Consider the following 15,836-nt stretch of genomic DNA (forward strand, 5'->3'; position numbering starts at 1 on the left):
CAGATGCTTCGCGCACCTCAACCGAAAAAGAGGGGCGCGATTGTGCACTGAATGAGGGCAATTGCGAAGCCCCGTCCGAGGGACGGTTGCACTTGTCTTCACAAGCGGGTTGCACTGGAAGGGGCCGCCGAGCGGCCCCGGCGCTACTACTTCTGCACGGCCGCGAAGGCCTCGGCCACCTGTTGCAGGTTGGCCGGCCGCAGGCCGGACATGCACACCCGGCCGCTGTCGATCAGGTACACGCCGAACTCGTCACGCAGGCGACGCACCTGCTCGACGCTGAAACCGGTGTAGCTGAACATGCCGCGTTGGCGCAGGAAGAACTGGAAGTCCTGGCCCGGCAGCAGTTGCCCCAGTGCATCGACCAGTGCCTGACGCATGTCGAGGATGCGCTTGCGCATGACCTCGACTTCCGCCGCCCACTGGGCGTTCAGGGTAGCGTCACCGAGCACGCCGGCCACCAGCTGGGCACCGAAGTTGGGTGGGCTGGAATAGTTGCGGCGCACGGTGGCCTTGAGCTGGCCGAGCACGCTCTGCATGGTGGCCTCGTCATCGCAGACCACCGACAGCCCCCCTACCCGCTCGCCGTACAGCGAGAAGATCTTCGAGAACGAGTTGCTGACCAGGCACGGTACGCCGGCGCGGGCCATTTCGCGGATGGCGAAGGCGTCTTCGACCAGGCCTTCAGCGAAGCCCTGGTAGGCGATGTCGAGGAACGCAATGAGCTGCCGCGCCTTGACCACTTCCACCACCTGTTGCCACTGCCCCTGGGACAGGTCGGCACCGGTAGGGTTGTGGCAGCATGGGTGCAGCAGCACGATGCTGTTGGCCGGCAGGGTCTGCAGGGTGGCGAGCATGCCGTCGAAGTCGACGCCACGGCTGGCCTGGTCGAAGTACGGGTAGTTGTGCACCTTGAACCCGGCACCTTCGAAGATCGCGCGGTGGTTGTCCCAGGTCGGGTCGCTGACCCAGACTTCCGACTGCGGGAAGTAGCGTTTGAGGAAGTCGGCACCGACCTTGAGCGCACCCGAGCCGCCCACGGTCTGCACGGTCGCCACGCGACCGGCGCTTACCGCCGGATGGTCGGCACCGAACAGCAGCGCCTGGATCGCCTGGCGATAGCTGGCCAGGCCTTCCATCGGCAGGTACAGCGAAGCTTCATGGGCCTGGCCGGCGAGGCGCCGCTCGACCGCGTCCACCGATGGCAGCTGCGGCACCACGCCGGCCTCATCATAGTACAGCCCGATGCTCAGGTTGACCTTGTTGGCCCGCGGGTCGGCCTTGAAGGTTTCCATCAACGAGAGGATCGGGTCGCCGGCATAGGCATCGACATGTTTGAACACAGCGTGCAGCTCCTTGGATCAGGACAGTTCGAAAAGGCAGCGATGAGCATACCCGCTGTTGCCGTGGAGGAACATCACTTGCGTGCAAGCCAGTTCATGCAAGCGTGCACACCTCCTATAGAACAACCGCTAACTTATCGATTTTGCTGAGACTCTGTGGGAGCGGGCTTGCCTCGCGAACACCGGCAAAGCCGGTGCCAGACACCGCGTGGCCTGCTTCGCGGGGCAAGCCCGCTCCCACATTCTGGACTGCCCACTGTTCTCTGGGCGATGGCGCAGCCCAGCGGGGCTGGGTGATCTCCTGCCGCGCTCAGCGCCCAGCCTGCCTAGTATTTTTGCCAGTTTCGCCCTTTATCCACCGGCCCCACACTGCGCTGAGCGACCCCCACACCTGTTGGAGACACCATGAACAGCGTCCATCAACTCAGCGCCATCAGCCTGCTACTTGCCCGCCTGCGCGGGCCTGGCGACTTCGTCCAAGGGGCCAAAGACAACCTGCCCGCGCCGAGCATACCTTCTGCCGAGCCCAATGGCGGCCTTCGCTATTACGACCTGGTAGACCCTACCGTCCACGTCCTGGTCCTCGTCCGAGCTTATCCACAGATGAGCCTCAACGACCACTTGGTCGTGTATTGGAACGACGAGCCTGTCGCCACGGACTATATCCGCCAAGATCACATCGAGGGGGCCAGCATCCTTATCCCCGTCAGCAGCCTAGGCATCGAGGACGGCCTGGCGCAGGTGCGTTATGAGGTCACCAGTGCCCTCGGCGGCAACCTCTACCCCTCGGATGCACTCAGCATTCGGGTGAAGACCAACGTGCCTGGCGGCCTTGACACCGACGACGCGACACCCGGCATCAACGATCGGCTCACGCCTGTGCAAGGCGTACCGGAGACCACCCAGGACGGCGACCTGGACAGCCTTGTCGCGACCGTGCCCGCCTACCTCAACATGACCGGCCCGGACGACGGGCAAGGCATCGAAGCTGACCAGATCACCCTCAGCTGGAATGGGGTGAAGTTCAAGCACGCCATCGAACCTGAAGATGTCGGCAAGGATGTGTGCTTCGACATTCCTCGCGAAGTCGTCGAACAAGCAGGCTCCGGCGACATTCTCATCCGCTACGAAATCCGCGACACGGTCAATAATTGGTCGCGCTGGTCGCAAGGGTTCAATACGTATGCGGAGATTGGCGGTGATTTGCTCACAGCCCCCATCGCCAGGGAGGTCGTCGAAGGCGTACTGGACCTCGACATGCTGGGTGACGAAAATGCGCATGTCTTGGTGCGCGCTTATATCGGCATGCTGCCCGGCGATACGGTCCGCTTGTTGTGGTCCGCCGAGGCAGAGAGTGAACGCCCCCTCGAATACCAGAGCGATTTTTTCATCGACGACGACAATTACGGCCTTCCTATTGTGTTCATGGTGCCTAACGCCATCGCCAAAGCCAGTGCCGGGGCCGAGGCCACGCTCAAGTACACGGTCAACCCTGGCCCCGATGAGCGCCTGTCCAAACGCCTGGTGTTCCACGTGGCCGGCCAAGCGCAGCGGCTCGAGCCCCCGCGCATCCAGGAAGCCGAGGGCGATCGACTCGAGCTCGAAGCCATTCCCCCCTCGGGTGCCACCGCAACGGTCGCCGCCTACCCCGGGATGGTCGCCGGAGACCGGCTGGAACTGTTCGTCGTTGGCGACGACGGGAGCAGCCATTACGCTTTCACGGACATCGACAGTACGCAACTAGGCAATCCGGTCGACTTCACGGTGCCCAAGGACTTCTTCGAGCGCTTGCCCGGCCAGTGCATCACCGTCCATTACCGAGTCAATAACGAGCCTTCCGAGTCGCTCGCCTTGGCGGTTGTCAGCCAGGGCGCCGCGGACCTGATCGCTCCTGAAGTGGATAATGCCGGTGGGGGCGTGCTCGATCCCGACGCAGTCAACCCGAACGGCACCAAGGCCTGGGTGCTGAACTATGAAGGCAAGGCGGTCGGTGACTCCATCACGCTGGAGTGGATCGGCGTGTATCGCTTCGAAGCCCATACCGAAGTCACAGAGGCTAGCCAGAACACGCGCATCGATTTCGATATCCCCTACGACCCTTTCATCATCGGCAACCTGGACACTGAAGTGAGGGTGCAGTATAGGGTGAGGCGCGCAAGCGGTGGCTTGGCGTCGTCAAAGGCCTTGCCGATCCGAGTGCAACATGAAAGCGGTGAAGAGCTCGTCGCACCCACCGTATTGGAGGCATCGGATGGCACGCTCGACCCGATGGCGGCGCTCACTGGTGCCACCGTGCGCGTCCGATATACCAGCATGCTGCCCACCGACATCCTCGCGGCAGCTTGGGTCGGCGAAACCCTAGCCGCCACTTGGCAAAGCGACCAAGCGCCGGGCAGCATTGTTGGCTTTGTCGATTTCACCGTACCGCAGAGCGTGGTGGCTGCCAGCCAGGGCGAGGACATCCAAGTGGCTTATGGCTTGATGCGCAATGGCAAGCCGTCCCCTTCCATGCCGCTGGAACTGGCGGTCGGAGAGCTGGACGAGCGTGACTTGCCCACACCGGTGGTACCGCAAGCGAAGGGTGACACACTGGACCTGCTCGACTTCACGGGCGATGCCCACATGCAAGTTGAACCGTGGCCACTGATCGCTCAAGGGCAGCGGTTCTGGTGTCGAATCGATGGCACCCTGGAGAATGGCCAGGCCTATGCGTTCTACTCTGCCCGTGACCAAGAAGTGAGCGCTGAACAGGTACGCCAAGGGCTGCAAAGCCCGGTAGCCCGGACTGAGTTGGAGAAGCTCAAGGGTGACGCCGAGCTCACCTTGACGCTCTCGGTAGCCTTCGACAAGGGACGAATCGAAGCAAGCGCTGTGGCATTCCCACAACGCACCTACAGGCTCGTAAAGTTGCCCGAAGTCGCCCCTACCCTCGCGTCGGTGGCGGACGACAAGGGCAATCCCGTGCCCGACGGCGGCTCGACCACCGCGACGACACTCTTGCTCACGGGTAAAGCCGCCGTCAACCAGCGAGTGCAGATCCTGGACGGCGCAGCCATCAAGGACATTGTCACAGCCGGTGCCAACGGCGACTGGACCAGTACGCTGACCGGCCTGAGCGTGGCGGCGCATAGTTTCAAGGCCAAGGCCCTATATGGCAGCGAACCCGTGTCACCTGCCTGGGCGGTGACCGTGGTCGCGGCGACGGCGCCGACGATTACCACGGTGGAAGACGACAAAGGCACTGCGGTACCGACCGGGAGCTCGACCACCGCGACGACACTCGTGCTCACGGGTAAAGCCGCCGTCAACCAGCGAGTGCAGATCCTGGACGGCACAGCCATCAAGGACACTGTCACAGCCGGTGCCAACGGCGACTGGACCAGTACGCTGACCGGCCTGAACGTGGCGGCGCACAGTTTCAAGGCCAAGGGCCTATATGGCGGCGAACCTCTGTCACCTGCCTGGGCGGTGACGGTGATCGCGGCGACGGCGCCGACGATTGCCACGGTGGAAGACGACAAAGGCACTGCGGTACCGACCGGGAGCTCGACCACCGCGACGACACTCGTGCTCACGGGTAAAGCCGCCGTCAACCAGCGAGTGCAGATCCTGGACGGCGCAGCCATCAAGGACACTGTCACAGCCGATGCCTACGGCGACTGGACCAGTACGCTGACCGGCCTGAGCGTGGCGGCGCATAGTTTCAAGGCCAAGGCCCTATATGGCAACGAACCTGTGTCACCTGCCTGGGCGGTGACCGTGGTCGCGGCGACGGCGCCGACGATTGCCACGGTGAAGGACGACAAAAGCACTGCGGTACCGAACGGGAGCGCGACCACCGCGACGACACTCGTGCTCACGGGTAAAGCCGCCGTCAACCAGCGAGTGCAGATCCTGGACGGCGCAGCCATCAAGGACACTGTCACAGCCGGTGCCAGCGGCGACTGGACCAGCACGCTGACCGGCCTGAGCGTGGCGGCGCACAGTTTCAAGGCCAAGGGCCTATATGGCGGCGAACCTCTGTCACCTGCCTGGGGGGTGACCGTGGTGGAAACTGTCACGCCGACGATTGCTTCGGTGAAGGACGATCGAAACATCGAAATACCGGACAACGGTAATACGCGAGCCGAAAGTATAACGCTCAGTGGTAGAGCATCCAAAGGGCTGCGCATCGAGCTGTTGGATGGTTCCGTTTCGAAGGGGTTATATAACGTCAATTATGCCGGGGTGTGGACGACTCAACCCGCAATTGCGATAGATGTGGGTAGTCATAGTTTCAAGGCCGTGGCGCAATATGGGAACGGCCAGACTTCTGACATTAGGCGATTGGAAAGGCGACAACCTGGCAGGTATGCATATGAGGACTTCGAGAGCTTCGCAGTGGGTCATCAATTTCCGCCTTATACCACCACTACGTTGCCCTCAGGTATTATCTTGCCTACTGGTGCTGTACGGCCTGTGCAGATCGTTGCAGGTAACGGAGGGCGCGAGCTTAGTTTCGTCTTAAGGAGAGTAGATTGGCCACTGCTATACTTCTATATCCCATGGACGGGGGCCTTGATGCGCCCCCTAAGAGTAACTATCGAATACCAGATAATCTCTGTCCAAGCGAAGTGTAGATTGATGTTCTCGGGGAAGAACAATCACGATACTATATACCTTTCGCCGGGGGCAGGTACTGTAACGCTTGATTTGCCTGCATACACAAGTCCTGTACTTGACCCCCCTAACACCTTTACCATAGGTTTCGGACATCGTCAGCCAGTCCTCGAGGACATTACCGTACGTCAATCAGAGGACATCACCGTGCGTCTAAGATCAGTAGGCTGGGAAGAGGTATAGCCACAGCAGCTAAGAAGCAGGCCTGACGTTACTCTCAGATTTGTTGAAAGAACATCACCTGCGTAAATAGCTGGTTGGCACCAGCTCTATCACCAGCCGGGGGGGGGGGGGGGGGCGGGGGGGGGGCCCGGCGCCCCCCCCCCCCCGCCCCCCCCCGGCCGCCCCCCCGCCCCCCCCCCCCCCCCCCCCCCCCCGGCTGGTGAATCCGTTTCAGCCCAGCAATGCCCTCAAGTCATGCAACTCCTGCTCACTCAACGCCACCCCTTCACGCTCGGCAACCTCCCGCTCCCGATAGCGCCGCTCCCCCGGCATGCGCGACAACCCCACCGCCTGCATCTGCTCCACCAGTTCACGACTGCGCTGGGCGAATCGATCCCCTTCGGCCTTGCTTGGATCGATCAGGATGATCAGCTGTCCGGTCCACGGCGTCTTCGCGCCGGGGTGCCCTGCCCAGTCGAACTCCCAGGAGAAGTGCCCACCGGTCAGCGCCGCGGCCAGCAGCTCGACCATCATCGACAGCGCCGAGCCCTTGTGCCCGCCAAACGGCAACAGGGCCCCGCCCTCGAGAATCGCCGCCGGGTCGCAGGTCGGCTGCCCCTGGGCATCCACACCCATGCCTTCGGGTAAAGATTGGCCGGCACGCGCGGCAAGCTGCACATCGCCGTGGGCCATCGCGCTGGTGGCCATGTCGAAGACGATCGGGTCATGCCCCGCGCACGGCGCAGCGAAGGCGATCGGGTTGGTGCCGAACAGCGGCTTGCGGGCACCATGGGGCACCACGCAGGTCATGCTGTTGACCACGCTGAGGGCCACCAGCCCTTCATCGGCGAACGGCTCCACGTCCGGCCAGAGCGCCGCGAAATGATGGGAGTCATGAATCGCCAGCACGGCGATGCCGGCGCTGCGCGCCTTTTCCACCAGCAGGCTGCGCGCTGCCGCCAGGGCCGGCTGGGCAAAGCCTCCACGCGCATCCACGCGGACATAACCGGATGCCACATCGGTTATCTGCGGCACGGCACGGCCATCGACCCAGCCGCTGGCCAAGGTCGAGATATAACCGGGCATGCGAAAAACCCCATGGCTATGGGCACCATCACGTTGCGCGCTGGCGCAGTTGGTCGCCAGCACACTGGCCACCGCCTCGCTGCAGCCATGCTGCTGGAAGATCGCCTGCAACAACCCCGACAACTCGGCAAAGGACATGCGCACCACGGCGCTGGAGGAAGGTAAAGACATCGGCGGCTCCTTTGTTGGAATGTTGGATGGGCTGCGGCCTTCCGTTATGCCCACATCGGCGCTGCCAGGCAAGCCACTGGGCGTACGCCTTCATTGCATGGCTGCAATCAACCGACTGCATCGTTAAATATAATTGACCTTGGCTTGCGGCAAACCCTTGCCAGCACAGGGGCGCAGCGCCGACACCGCCTAAAAACAAGGACAAAAGCCCGCTTCGACGCGCGCTGAGTCGTTTGACATATCGAACGGCTCTGGCAAGCTGTCGATAAGCCCCGACCGGATCCTTCTCCGGCAGTGCTCGGGGCTTCAGGTAGCACAGCGGCCCATGCCGAGCACCTGCACGACAACGGCAGGCAGGACCTGCCCCAAGGTGACATATGTCCAACAGCAACATTGGCAACAAGCAACCCTCCCTGCGCAAACCCGTCGTCCTGATGACCATGGGCACCCAGGAGCGCAAAGGCCATGACTATCAGGTCATGACCCACAAATACATCACTCCGCTGGTCGACTTCGCCGATTGCGTCCCCGTGCTGGTGCCCACCTGCTGTGGCACCGAGGCCCTGGATGCCTATCTGGACATGGCCGACGGCGTCTACCTGACCGGTGCCGGCAGCAACATCGACCCAGCCTTGTACGGCCAGGACAACCAGACCCCCGGCAAGGCCCAGGACAAGGACCGCGACCTGTTCGACATCCCTCTGGTCAAGGCGGCGATCAAGCGCGGCCTGCCGATTTTCGGCATCTGCCGTGGCATGCAGGAAATCAACGTGGCCCTGGGTGGCGACATCTACCAGAAGGTCTATGCCGAGCCAGGCTTCAACGACCACCGGGAGAACCCGGAAGATCCGGTCGATGTGCAATACGCCCAGGTCCATGGCGTGAAGATCCAGCCTGGCAGCTGGCTGCGTGATGCCTTGGGCACCGATGAGATCCGCGTCAACTCGCTGCACGGCCAGGGCCTGCACAAGCTGGGCGCGGGTATCGAGCCGATCGCCCGCGCCGAAGACGGCCTGGTCGAAGCGATCCACGCCCCGAGCATTTCGCCGTTCCTGTTCGCCGTGCAATGGCACCCGGAATGGCAGGCGGCGAAGAACCCTGACTCGATCAAGATCTTCCAGGCCTTCGGCGATGCCTGCCGCGCCCAGGTACGCAAAGCCCAGGTGAAACGCCAACAGGCGGCCTGAGGCTAGGCTTCTTCAGCTTTGATCGCGGGGCGGCGCAAGGCCGCCCCTGCTTCCCCGGTCACCCTCTGCTGGTCCCAGAACATCTCCCGTGGAAGCGGGCGGCGGGTGCGTGCCTGTCTCCGCGATCTTTTTTTGCTCTCTCCTCATATAGAGATACGATGACCCACGATTGGTCGTCGTGAATCCTCAGCGCCTGTGCTATCGAGCGCCGCCCGCGCGGCGCATCGCGAGCTGCGCTCGCTCCTACATTTGTTTCTGGCCAGTACCGTCAGTGACAGACGCGCGCGACCGCCTGGTGCGCAGGACGCGGTATCGCATAATGCCCACCTCAATACCGTGGCGGACACCAAGGCGGTCGCGCGCAAATCCCACAGGAATGATTGGCCCGAGACAAACGTAGGAGCGAGCGCAGCTCGCGATGCGCCGCGTGGGCGGCGCTCGATATCCGCACCACCGCCCATCCAGAATCGACCACCGAATCCAAAAATTTTTCGAAGGGGACTAGTCATCCTTGTAGTTGTACGATAACTTACCTCTCACCTTAGCTCTCCCCCCAAAAGCGCCACAGGATGCCTATAACAATGAATCCACAAGAACTGAAATCCATCCTCTCCCACGGCCTGCTGTCGTTCCCGGTCACCGACTTCAACGCCCAGGGCGACTTCAACCAGGCTGGCTACATCAAGCGCCTGGAATGGCTCGCTCCTTATGGCGCCAGCGCCCTGTTCGCTGCCGGTGGCACCGGTGAGTTCTTCTCCCTCGCCGCCAGCGAATACAGCCAGGTGATCAAGACCGCGGTCGACACCTGCGCCACGTCGGTGCCAATCCTCGCCGGCGTCGGCGGCTCCACCCGCCAGGCCATCGAATACGCCCAGGAAGCCGAGCGCCTGGGGGCCAAGGGCCTGCTGCTGCTGCCGCACTACCTGACCGAAGCCAGCCAGGAAGGCGTCGCCGCCCACGTCGAGGCGGTGTGCAAATCGGTGAACATCGGTGTTGTCGTCTACAACCGTAACGTCTGCCGCCTGAACGCCGACCTGCTGGAAAAACTCGCCGAGCGTTGCCCGAACCTGATCGGCTACAAGGACGGCCTGGGCGACATCGAGCTGATGGTGTCGATCCGTCGCCGCATGGGTGATCGTTTCAGCTACCTGGGTGGCCTGCCAACCGCCGAGGTGTATGCTGCTGCCTACAAGGCCCTGGGTGTGCCGGTCTACTCCTCGGCGGTGTTCAACTTCGTGCCGAAGACCGCGATGGACTTCTACAACGCCATCGCCCGCGACGACCACGCCACCGTGGCCAAGCTGATCGACGATTTCTTCCTGCCGTACCTGGACATCCGTAACCGCAAGGCCGGCTACGCCGTGAGCATCGTCAAGGCTGGTGCCAAGCTCGCCGGCTACGATGCAGGCCCGGTCCGCACGCCGCTGACCGACCTGACCGCCGAAGAGTACGAAATGCTCGCAGCGCTGATGGACAAGATGGGCCCGCAATAAGCGCCCCAGCGGCCTGCCAATGCCGCGACCGGAGTGGGCTGCCCCCACTCCGGCTACAACTCGTTAGCCCGCACAAAAATAACTAGTGGGAGTATTACCAGCATGCAAGCGACGAAAAAGACGCATGTGCGCTACCTGATCCTGTTCATGCTGTTCCTGGTGACCACGATCAACTATGCCGACCGAGCCACCATCGCCATCGCCGGCTCCAGCCTGCAGAAAGACCTCGGCATCGATGCCGTGACCCTTGGTTACATCTTCTCCGCCTTCGGCTGGGCCTACGTGGCCGGCCAGATTCCCGGCGGCTGGCTGCTCGACCGTTTCGGCTCCAAGAACGTCTATGCCTTCAGCATCTTCACCTGGTCGTTGTTCACCCTGCTGCAGGGCTTCGTCGGCGGTCTGCCGGTGGCCTGGGCGGTGGTGACACTGTTCACCCTGCGCTTCCTCGTCGGCTTCGCCGAAGCGCCGTCGTTCCCGGGCAATGCCCGTATCGTCGCAGCGTGGTTCCCAACCCAGGAACGCGGTACGGCCTCGGCGATCTTCAACTCGGCGCAGTATTTCGCCACCGCGCTGTTCGCCCCGATCATGGGCTGGATCGTGTTCAGCTTCGGCTGGGAGCACGTATTCGTGGTCATGGGCGCATTGGGCATCGTGTTCTCGATGTTCTGGCTCAAGACCATCTACAACCCGCGCCAGCACCCGCGTATCAGCCAGGCCGAGCTCGAGCACATCGAGCACAACGGTGGCCTGGTCGACATGGACCAGAAGCGCGGCAATGACGGCCCGAAATGGGGTTATATCAAGCAACTGCTGACCAGCCGCATGCTCCTGGGCGTGTACCTGGGCCAGTACTGCATCAACGCCATCACCTACTTCTTCCTGACCTGGTTCCCGGTATACCTGGTGCAGGAACGCGGCATGACCATCCTCAAGGCAGGCTTCATCGCTTCGTTGCCGGCGGTATGCGGCTTCATCGGTGGCGTGCTGGGCGGCGTGATCTCCGACTGGCTGCTGCGCCGTGGCAATTCGCTGACCTTCTCGCGCAAACTGCCGATCGTCTGCGGCCTGTTGCTGTCGACCACCATGGTCTTCTGCAACTACGTCGACGCCGAATGGATGGTGGTCGGCTTCATGACCCTGGCCTTCTTCGGCAAAGGCATCGGCGCGCTGGGCTGGGCAGTGGTGGCGGATACCTCGCCCAAGCAGATCGCCGGGCTGTCCGGTGGCCTGTTCAACACCTTCGGCAACATCGCCTCGATCACCACGCCAATCGTCATCGGCTACATCATCAGCGCCACCGGCTCGTTCAAGTGGGCCTTGGTGTATGTGGGTGCCAACGCCTTGGTGGCGGTGTTCAGCTACCTGGTGATCGTCGGCCCGATCAAGCGTATCGAGTTGCGCGATGACCCAAAGCCTGAGGCCGAGGCCGCCGACGGCGGCAAACTGGCCACCTCGCAATCCTGAGTGAACACGCCCGCCCCCGGTCATGCCGAGGGCGGGCGGATGTATAAAGCCTGAGCAATCGAAAAAGGGCACGACCATGCAGTTGATCGAACATTCCGACTCGCCCCGCTACGTCCGCCTGCACGACGACGACAATGTCGTGGTGGTGGTCAACGATGGTGGCCTGGGCGAAGGCGCTCGCTTTCCCGACGGCCTGACCCTGGTCGAGGCCGTACCACAGAGCCACAAGGTGGCTACCGTCGCCATCGCCAAGGGCGAGCCCGTGCGCCGCTACGGGCAGATCATCGGCTATGCCCTGGAAGACCTGCGCCAGGGCAGCTGGGTGCAGGAAAGCCAACTGGCCATGCCGTCGGCACCCGAATTGGACAGCCTGCCCCGCTGCGACGCGGTCCCTGCCCCGCTGCCACCGCTCGATGGTTTCACCTTCGAAGGCTACCGCAACGCCGACGGCACGGTCGGCACCCGCAACATCCTCGGCATCACCACCACCGTGCAGTGCGTCACCGGCGTGCTGGAGCATGCGGTCAAGCGCATCCGTGACGAGCTGTTGCCCCGCTACCCCAACGTCGACGACGTGGTCGCCATCACCCACAGCTACGGCTGCGGCGTGGCGATCAATGCCCGTGACGCCTATATCCCGATCCGTACCGTGCGCAACCTGGCGCGCAACCCCAACCTGGGCGGTGAAGCCCTGGTCATCAGCCTGGGCTGCGAGAAACTCCAGGCCGGCCAGGTGATGCACGAAGACGACCCGTCGGTGGACCTCAGCGACCCCTGGTTGTACCGCCTGCAGGATGCCAGCCTGGGCTTTACCGAAATGATCGAGCAGATCATGGGCCTGGCCGAGACCCGCCTGAAGAAGCTCGACCAGCGCCGTCGCGAAACCGTACCGGCCAGCGAACTGATCCTCGGCATGCAGTGCGGCGGCAGCGACGCGTTCTCCGGCATCACCGCCAACCCGGCGCTGGGCTACGCCGCCGACCTGCTGGTGCGTGCCGGGGCCACCGTGCTGTTCTCGGAAGTGACCGAAGTGCGCGATGCCATCTACATGCTCACCTCCCGCGCCGAGAACCAGGACGTCGCCGACGCCCTGGTGCGCGAGATGGACTGGTACGACCGCTACCTGCAGCAAGGCGCCGCCGACCGCAGCGCCAACACCACCCCGGGCAACAAGAAGGGCGGGCTGTCCAACATCGTCGAGAAGTCCCTCGGCTCGATCGTCAAGTCGGGCAGCGGCGCCATCCAGGGCGTGGTCGGGCCAGGCGAACGGGTCCAGCGCAAGGGCCTGATCTTCTGCGCCACCCCGGCCAGCGACTTCGTCTGCGGCACCCTGCAACTGGCAGCCGGCATGAACCTCCACGTCTTCACCACCGGCCGCGGCACCCCCTACGGCCTGGCCATGGCCCCGGTGGTCAAGGTCTGCACCCGCACCGAGCTGGCCCAGCGCTGGCCCGACCTGATCGACATCGACGCCGGGCGCATCGCCAGCGGCCGTTCGAGCATCGAGGAACTGGGCTGGGAGCTGTTCCACTACTACCTCGACGTCGCCAGCGGGCGCAAGCAGACCTGGGCCGAACAGCACCGGCTGCACAACGACATCACCTTGTTCAACCCGGCACCGATTACCTGATTCCCAGGGTGCACAGCTTCCCTGTAGGAGCGGGTTTACCCGCGAACACCGGCAAGGCCGGTGCCATGCACCGCGGAGTCCATTTCGCGGGTGAACCCGCTCCTACAGGGGCCAAGCACGCTCAACCAGCCATTTACCAGCACAGGAGCATCCCATGCCTGAGATCCTCGGCCACAACTTCATCGCCGGCCAGCGCAGCGCCGCTGGCCCACAGCGCCTGCAGAGCCTGGACGCCACCACTGGCGAGGCCCTGCCCTACAGCTTCGCCCAAGCCACCGAAGCGGAAGTCGACCAAGCCGCCAAGGCCGCTGCCGCAGCTTTCGTCGAATTCCGCCAGCTGTCGCCAGCACGCCGCGCCGAATTCCTCGACGCCATCGCCGCCGAACTGGACGAACTGGACGATGCTTTCGTCGCCATCGTCTGCCGCGAAACCGCCCTGCCGGCCGCCCGCATCCAGGGTGAACGTGGCCGCACCAGCGGCCAGATGCGCCTGTTCGCCCAGGTCCTGCGCCGTGGTGACTTCCTCGGTGCGCGCATCGACCTGGCCCTGCCCGAGCGCCAGCCACTGCCACGCGTGGATCTGCGCCAGATGCGCATCGGCGTCGGCCCGGTCGCCGTGTTCGGTGCCAGCAACTTCCCCCTGGCCTTCTCCACCGCCGGCGGTGACACCGCGGCCGCACTGGCCGCCGGTTGCCCGGTAGTGTTCAAGGCGCACAGCGGCCACATGGCCACCGCCGACCTGGTCGGTTGCGCCATCCAGCGCGCCGCCGAGCGCACTGGCATGCCCAAGGGCGTGTTCAACATGGTCTTCGGTGGCGGCGTCGGTGAACCCCTGGTCAAGCACCCGGCCATCCAGGCCGTCGGCTTCACCGGTTCGCTCAAAGGCGGCGACGCCCTGTGCCGCATGGCCGCCGAACGCCCGCAACCGATCCCGGTGTTCGCCGAGATGTCCAGCATCAACCCGGTGATCGTCCTGCCGGGCGCCCTGGCCAAGCGTGGCGAGGCCATCGCCCGTGAGTTGGCAGGCTCCGTGTGCATGGGCGCCGGGCAGTTCTGCACCAACCCGGGTCTGGTCATCGGCCTGCAGTCGCCGCAGTACAGCCAGTTGCTCGCCGACCTCGGCCAGCATCTCGACCAGCAGGCCGGGCAGACCATGCTCAACGCCGGTGGCCTGCGCAGCTACGTCGGCGGCCTGGAGCACCTGCACGCCCACGCCGGCATCGAGCACCTGGCCGGCCAGGCCCAGGAAGGCAGCCAGGCCCGCGCCCAGCTGTTCAAGGCCGATGCCCGCCTGTTGGTGGAGTCCGACCCCCTGCTGCAGGAAGAAGTCTTCGGCCCCACCACCGTGGCCGTCGAAGCCAAGGACAATGCGCAACTGCGTGATGCCCTGCTCGGCCTGCGTGGCCAGCTGACCGCCACCCTGATCGGCGAAGCGGAAGACTTCGAGGCCTTCGCCTGGCTGGTGCCGCTGCTGGAGGAGAAAGTCGGCCGTATCCTGGTCAACGGCTACCCGACCGGTGTCGAGGTGTGCGATGCCATGGTCCACGGCGGGCCGTACCCGGCCACTTCCGATGCCCGTGGTACGTCGGTCGGCACCCTGGCCATCGACCGCTTCCTGCGCCCGGTGTGCTACCAGAACTACCCGCAGGCGTTGCTGCCCGAAGCGCTGCGCGACGCCAACCCGCTGGGGCTGCGTCGGCTGGTGAACGGCCAGTGGAGTGAAGGGGCGATCTGATCGACACCTGATGTGAAAAAGCCCCGCGAATGCGGGGCTTTCTTTTTTTGCCTGTTCGGGCCCTTTCGCGGGTAAACCCGCTCCTACAGGGCCCGGTGTAGGAGCGGGTTCACCCGCGAAGGGGCCCGAACAGGCGACCGGGGATGGTCAGGCGCCCTGCGCCTCGGCTTCCTCATGCGCCTGGCGCAGCCGTTCGCGGCTGTTGCTCAGGTGCATGCGCATGGCCATCTTGGCCCCTTCGCTATCGCCTCGGGCCACGGCTTCATAGATTGCCTCGTGCTCGTGCATCAACCGGCCCAGATAGTGCGCCTGGTCATCATGGGCCAGGCGCGCCGAGTTGAGCCGGGTACGCGGGATGATGCTCGACCCCAGGTGATTGATGATGTCGGCGAAGTAATGGTTGCCGCTGGCCTGGGCGATACGCAGGTGGAACTGGAAATCCGCCGAGACCGCATCGCTGGCGCGAGCGGCACCTTCGTTCAGCTCATCCAGCGCCGCGCGCATACCCGCCAGTTGCTCGTCGGTGCGCCGCTGCGCGGCCAGGCCGGCCGACTCGATCTCCAGGGCAATGCGTAACTCCAGCACCGCCAGCACTTCACGCAGGGTCACCACCGTGGCCGGGTCGATACGGAACCCGCCCGTGGCCGGGGCGTCCAGCACGAAGGTGCCGATGCCATGGCGGGTCTCGACCTGGCCTGCGGCCTGCAGCCGGGAGATCGCCTCACGCACCACCGTGCGGCTGACCCCCTCTTCGGCCATGATCTGCGACTCGGTCGGCAGCTTGTCGCCGCGCTTGAGCTGGCCGCTGCGAATGCGCTCGGTCAGTACCGTGACCAGTTCCTGGGCAAGGCTGCGCGGCTTGCGCCGGACCCGTGCCTGTACCTGCTGCTCTGTCATGCCCTGAAG

Annotated in this window: 9 protein-coding genes; 6 read left to right on the plus strand and 3 right to left on the minus strand. The window is 64.0% G+C overall.

Annotated elements, in window-relative coordinates:
- Nucleotides 1–146 precede the first annotated feature (146 nt).
- Complete coding sequence (locus IAE37_RS16850) at nucleotides 147–1,343, minus strand: amino acid aminotransferase (protein ID WP_201175356.1); 1,197 nt, start codon at nucleotides 1,341–1,343, stop codon at nucleotides 147–149.
- A 405-nt stretch (nucleotides 1,344–1,748) separates the two neighbouring features.
- Between IAE37_RS16850 and IAE37_RS16855 the strand changes: the two genes are divergently transcribed.
- Nucleotides 1,749–6,185, plus strand: coding sequence for a hypothetical protein (locus IAE37_RS16855; RefSeq protein WP_201175358.1), 4,437 nt, complete (start codon nucleotides 1,749–1,751; stop codon nucleotides 6,183–6,185).
- Nucleotides 6,186–6,395: 210 nt separating this feature from the next.
- Here the strand turns inward: IAE37_RS16855 and IAE37_RS16860 are convergent, their stop codons facing one another.
- Entirely contained in the window at nucleotides 6,396–7,421 is a 1,026-nt protein-coding gene (locus IAE37_RS16860) for an Ldh family oxidoreductase (protein ID WP_201175360.1), read from the minus strand.
- Between the two features lie 377 nt (nucleotides 7,422–7,798).
- Between IAE37_RS16860 and IAE37_RS16865 the strand changes: the two genes are divergently transcribed.
- From IAE37_RS16865 to IAE37_RS16885, 5 genes are all read left to right on the plus strand, one after another.
- Nucleotides 7,799–8,608 carry a gamma-glutamyl-gamma-aminobutyrate hydrolase family protein gene (locus IAE37_RS16865; RefSeq protein WP_201175362.1) on the plus strand — a complete coding sequence of 270 codons (810 nt, stop codon included), beginning with the start codon at nucleotides 7,799–7,801 and terminating at the stop codon, nucleotides 8,606–8,608.
- A gap of 581 nt (nucleotides 8,609–9,189) precedes the next feature.
- The gene (gene kdgD / locus IAE37_RS16870) at nucleotides 9,190–10,101 is read left to right on the plus strand and encodes a 5-dehydro-4-deoxyglucarate dehydratase (RefSeq protein WP_201175364.1); all 912 of its coding nucleotides are present in this window, start codon (nucleotides 9,190–9,192) and stop codon (nucleotides 10,099–10,101) included.
- Between the two features lie 102 nt (nucleotides 10,102–10,203).
- Nucleotides 10,204–11,565, plus strand: a complete 1,362-nt coding sequence (locus tag IAE37_RS16875) for an MFS transporter (RefSeq protein WP_201175365.1) — start codon at nucleotides 10,204–10,206, stop codon at nucleotides 11,563–11,565.
- Between the two features lie 76 nt (nucleotides 11,566–11,641).
- On the plus strand, nucleotides 11,642–13,195 hold the full coding sequence (gene garD / locus IAE37_RS16880) for a galactarate dehydratase (protein ID WP_201175367.1): 1,554 nt from the start codon (nucleotides 11,642–11,644) through the stop codon (nucleotides 13,193–13,195).
- A gap of 154 nt (nucleotides 13,196–13,349) precedes the next feature.
- Nucleotides 13,350–14,930, plus strand: a complete 1,581-nt coding sequence (locus tag IAE37_RS16885; protein WP_201175369.1) for an aldehyde dehydrogenase (NADP(+)) — start codon at nucleotides 13,350–13,352, stop codon at nucleotides 14,928–14,930.
- Between the two features lie 147 nt (nucleotides 14,931–15,077).
- Here IAE37_RS16885 and IAE37_RS16890 read toward each other — a convergent pair whose 3' ends face one another.
- Nucleotides 15,078–15,827 (minus strand): FadR/GntR family transcriptional regulator, encoded by a 750-nt coding sequence (locus IAE37_RS16890; RefSeq protein ID WP_201175371.1) that lies wholly within the window; start codon nucleotides 15,825–15,827, stop codon nucleotides 15,078–15,080.
- Between the last annotated feature and the right edge of the window lie 9 nt (nucleotides 15,828–15,836).

Source organism: Pseudomonas sp. S31 (genome assembly GCF_016648105.1).
Lineage (GTDB): Bacteria > Pseudomonadota > Gammaproteobacteria > Pseudomonadales > Pseudomonadaceae > Aquipseudomonas.

Bases quoted from the DNA above. Each gene is read 5' to 3' on its own strand.
- IAE37_RS16885 (WP_201175369.1), top strand. From the start codon at position 13,350: ATGCCTGAGATCCTCGGCCACAACTTCATCGCCGGCCAGCGCAGCGCC.
- IAE37_RS16865 (WP_201175362.1), top strand. From the start codon at position 7,799: ATGTCCAACAGCAACATTGGCAACAAGCAACCCTCCCTGCGCAAACCC.
- IAE37_RS16875 (WP_201175365.1), top strand. From the start codon at position 10,204: ATGCAAGCGACGAAAAAGACGCATGTGCGCTACCTGATCCTGTTCATG.
- IAE37_RS16860 (WP_201175360.1), bottom strand. From the start codon at position 7,421: ATGTCTTTACCTTCCTCCAGCGCCGTGGTGCGCATGTCCTTTGCCGAG.
- garD (WP_201175367.1), top strand. From the start codon at position 11,642: ATGCAGTTGATCGAACATTCCGACTCGCCCCGCTACGTCCGCCTGCAC.
- kdgD (WP_201175364.1), top strand. From the start codon at position 9,190: ATGAATCCACAAGAACTGAAATCCATCCTCTCCCACGGCCTGCTGTCG.
- IAE37_RS16855 (WP_201175358.1), top strand. From the start codon at position 1,749: ATGAACAGCGTCCATCAACTCAGCGCCATCAGCCTGCTACTTGCCCGC.
- IAE37_RS16890 (WP_201175371.1), bottom strand. From the start codon at position 15,827: ATGACAGAGCAGCAGGTACAGGCACGGGTCCGGCGCAAGCCGCGCAGC.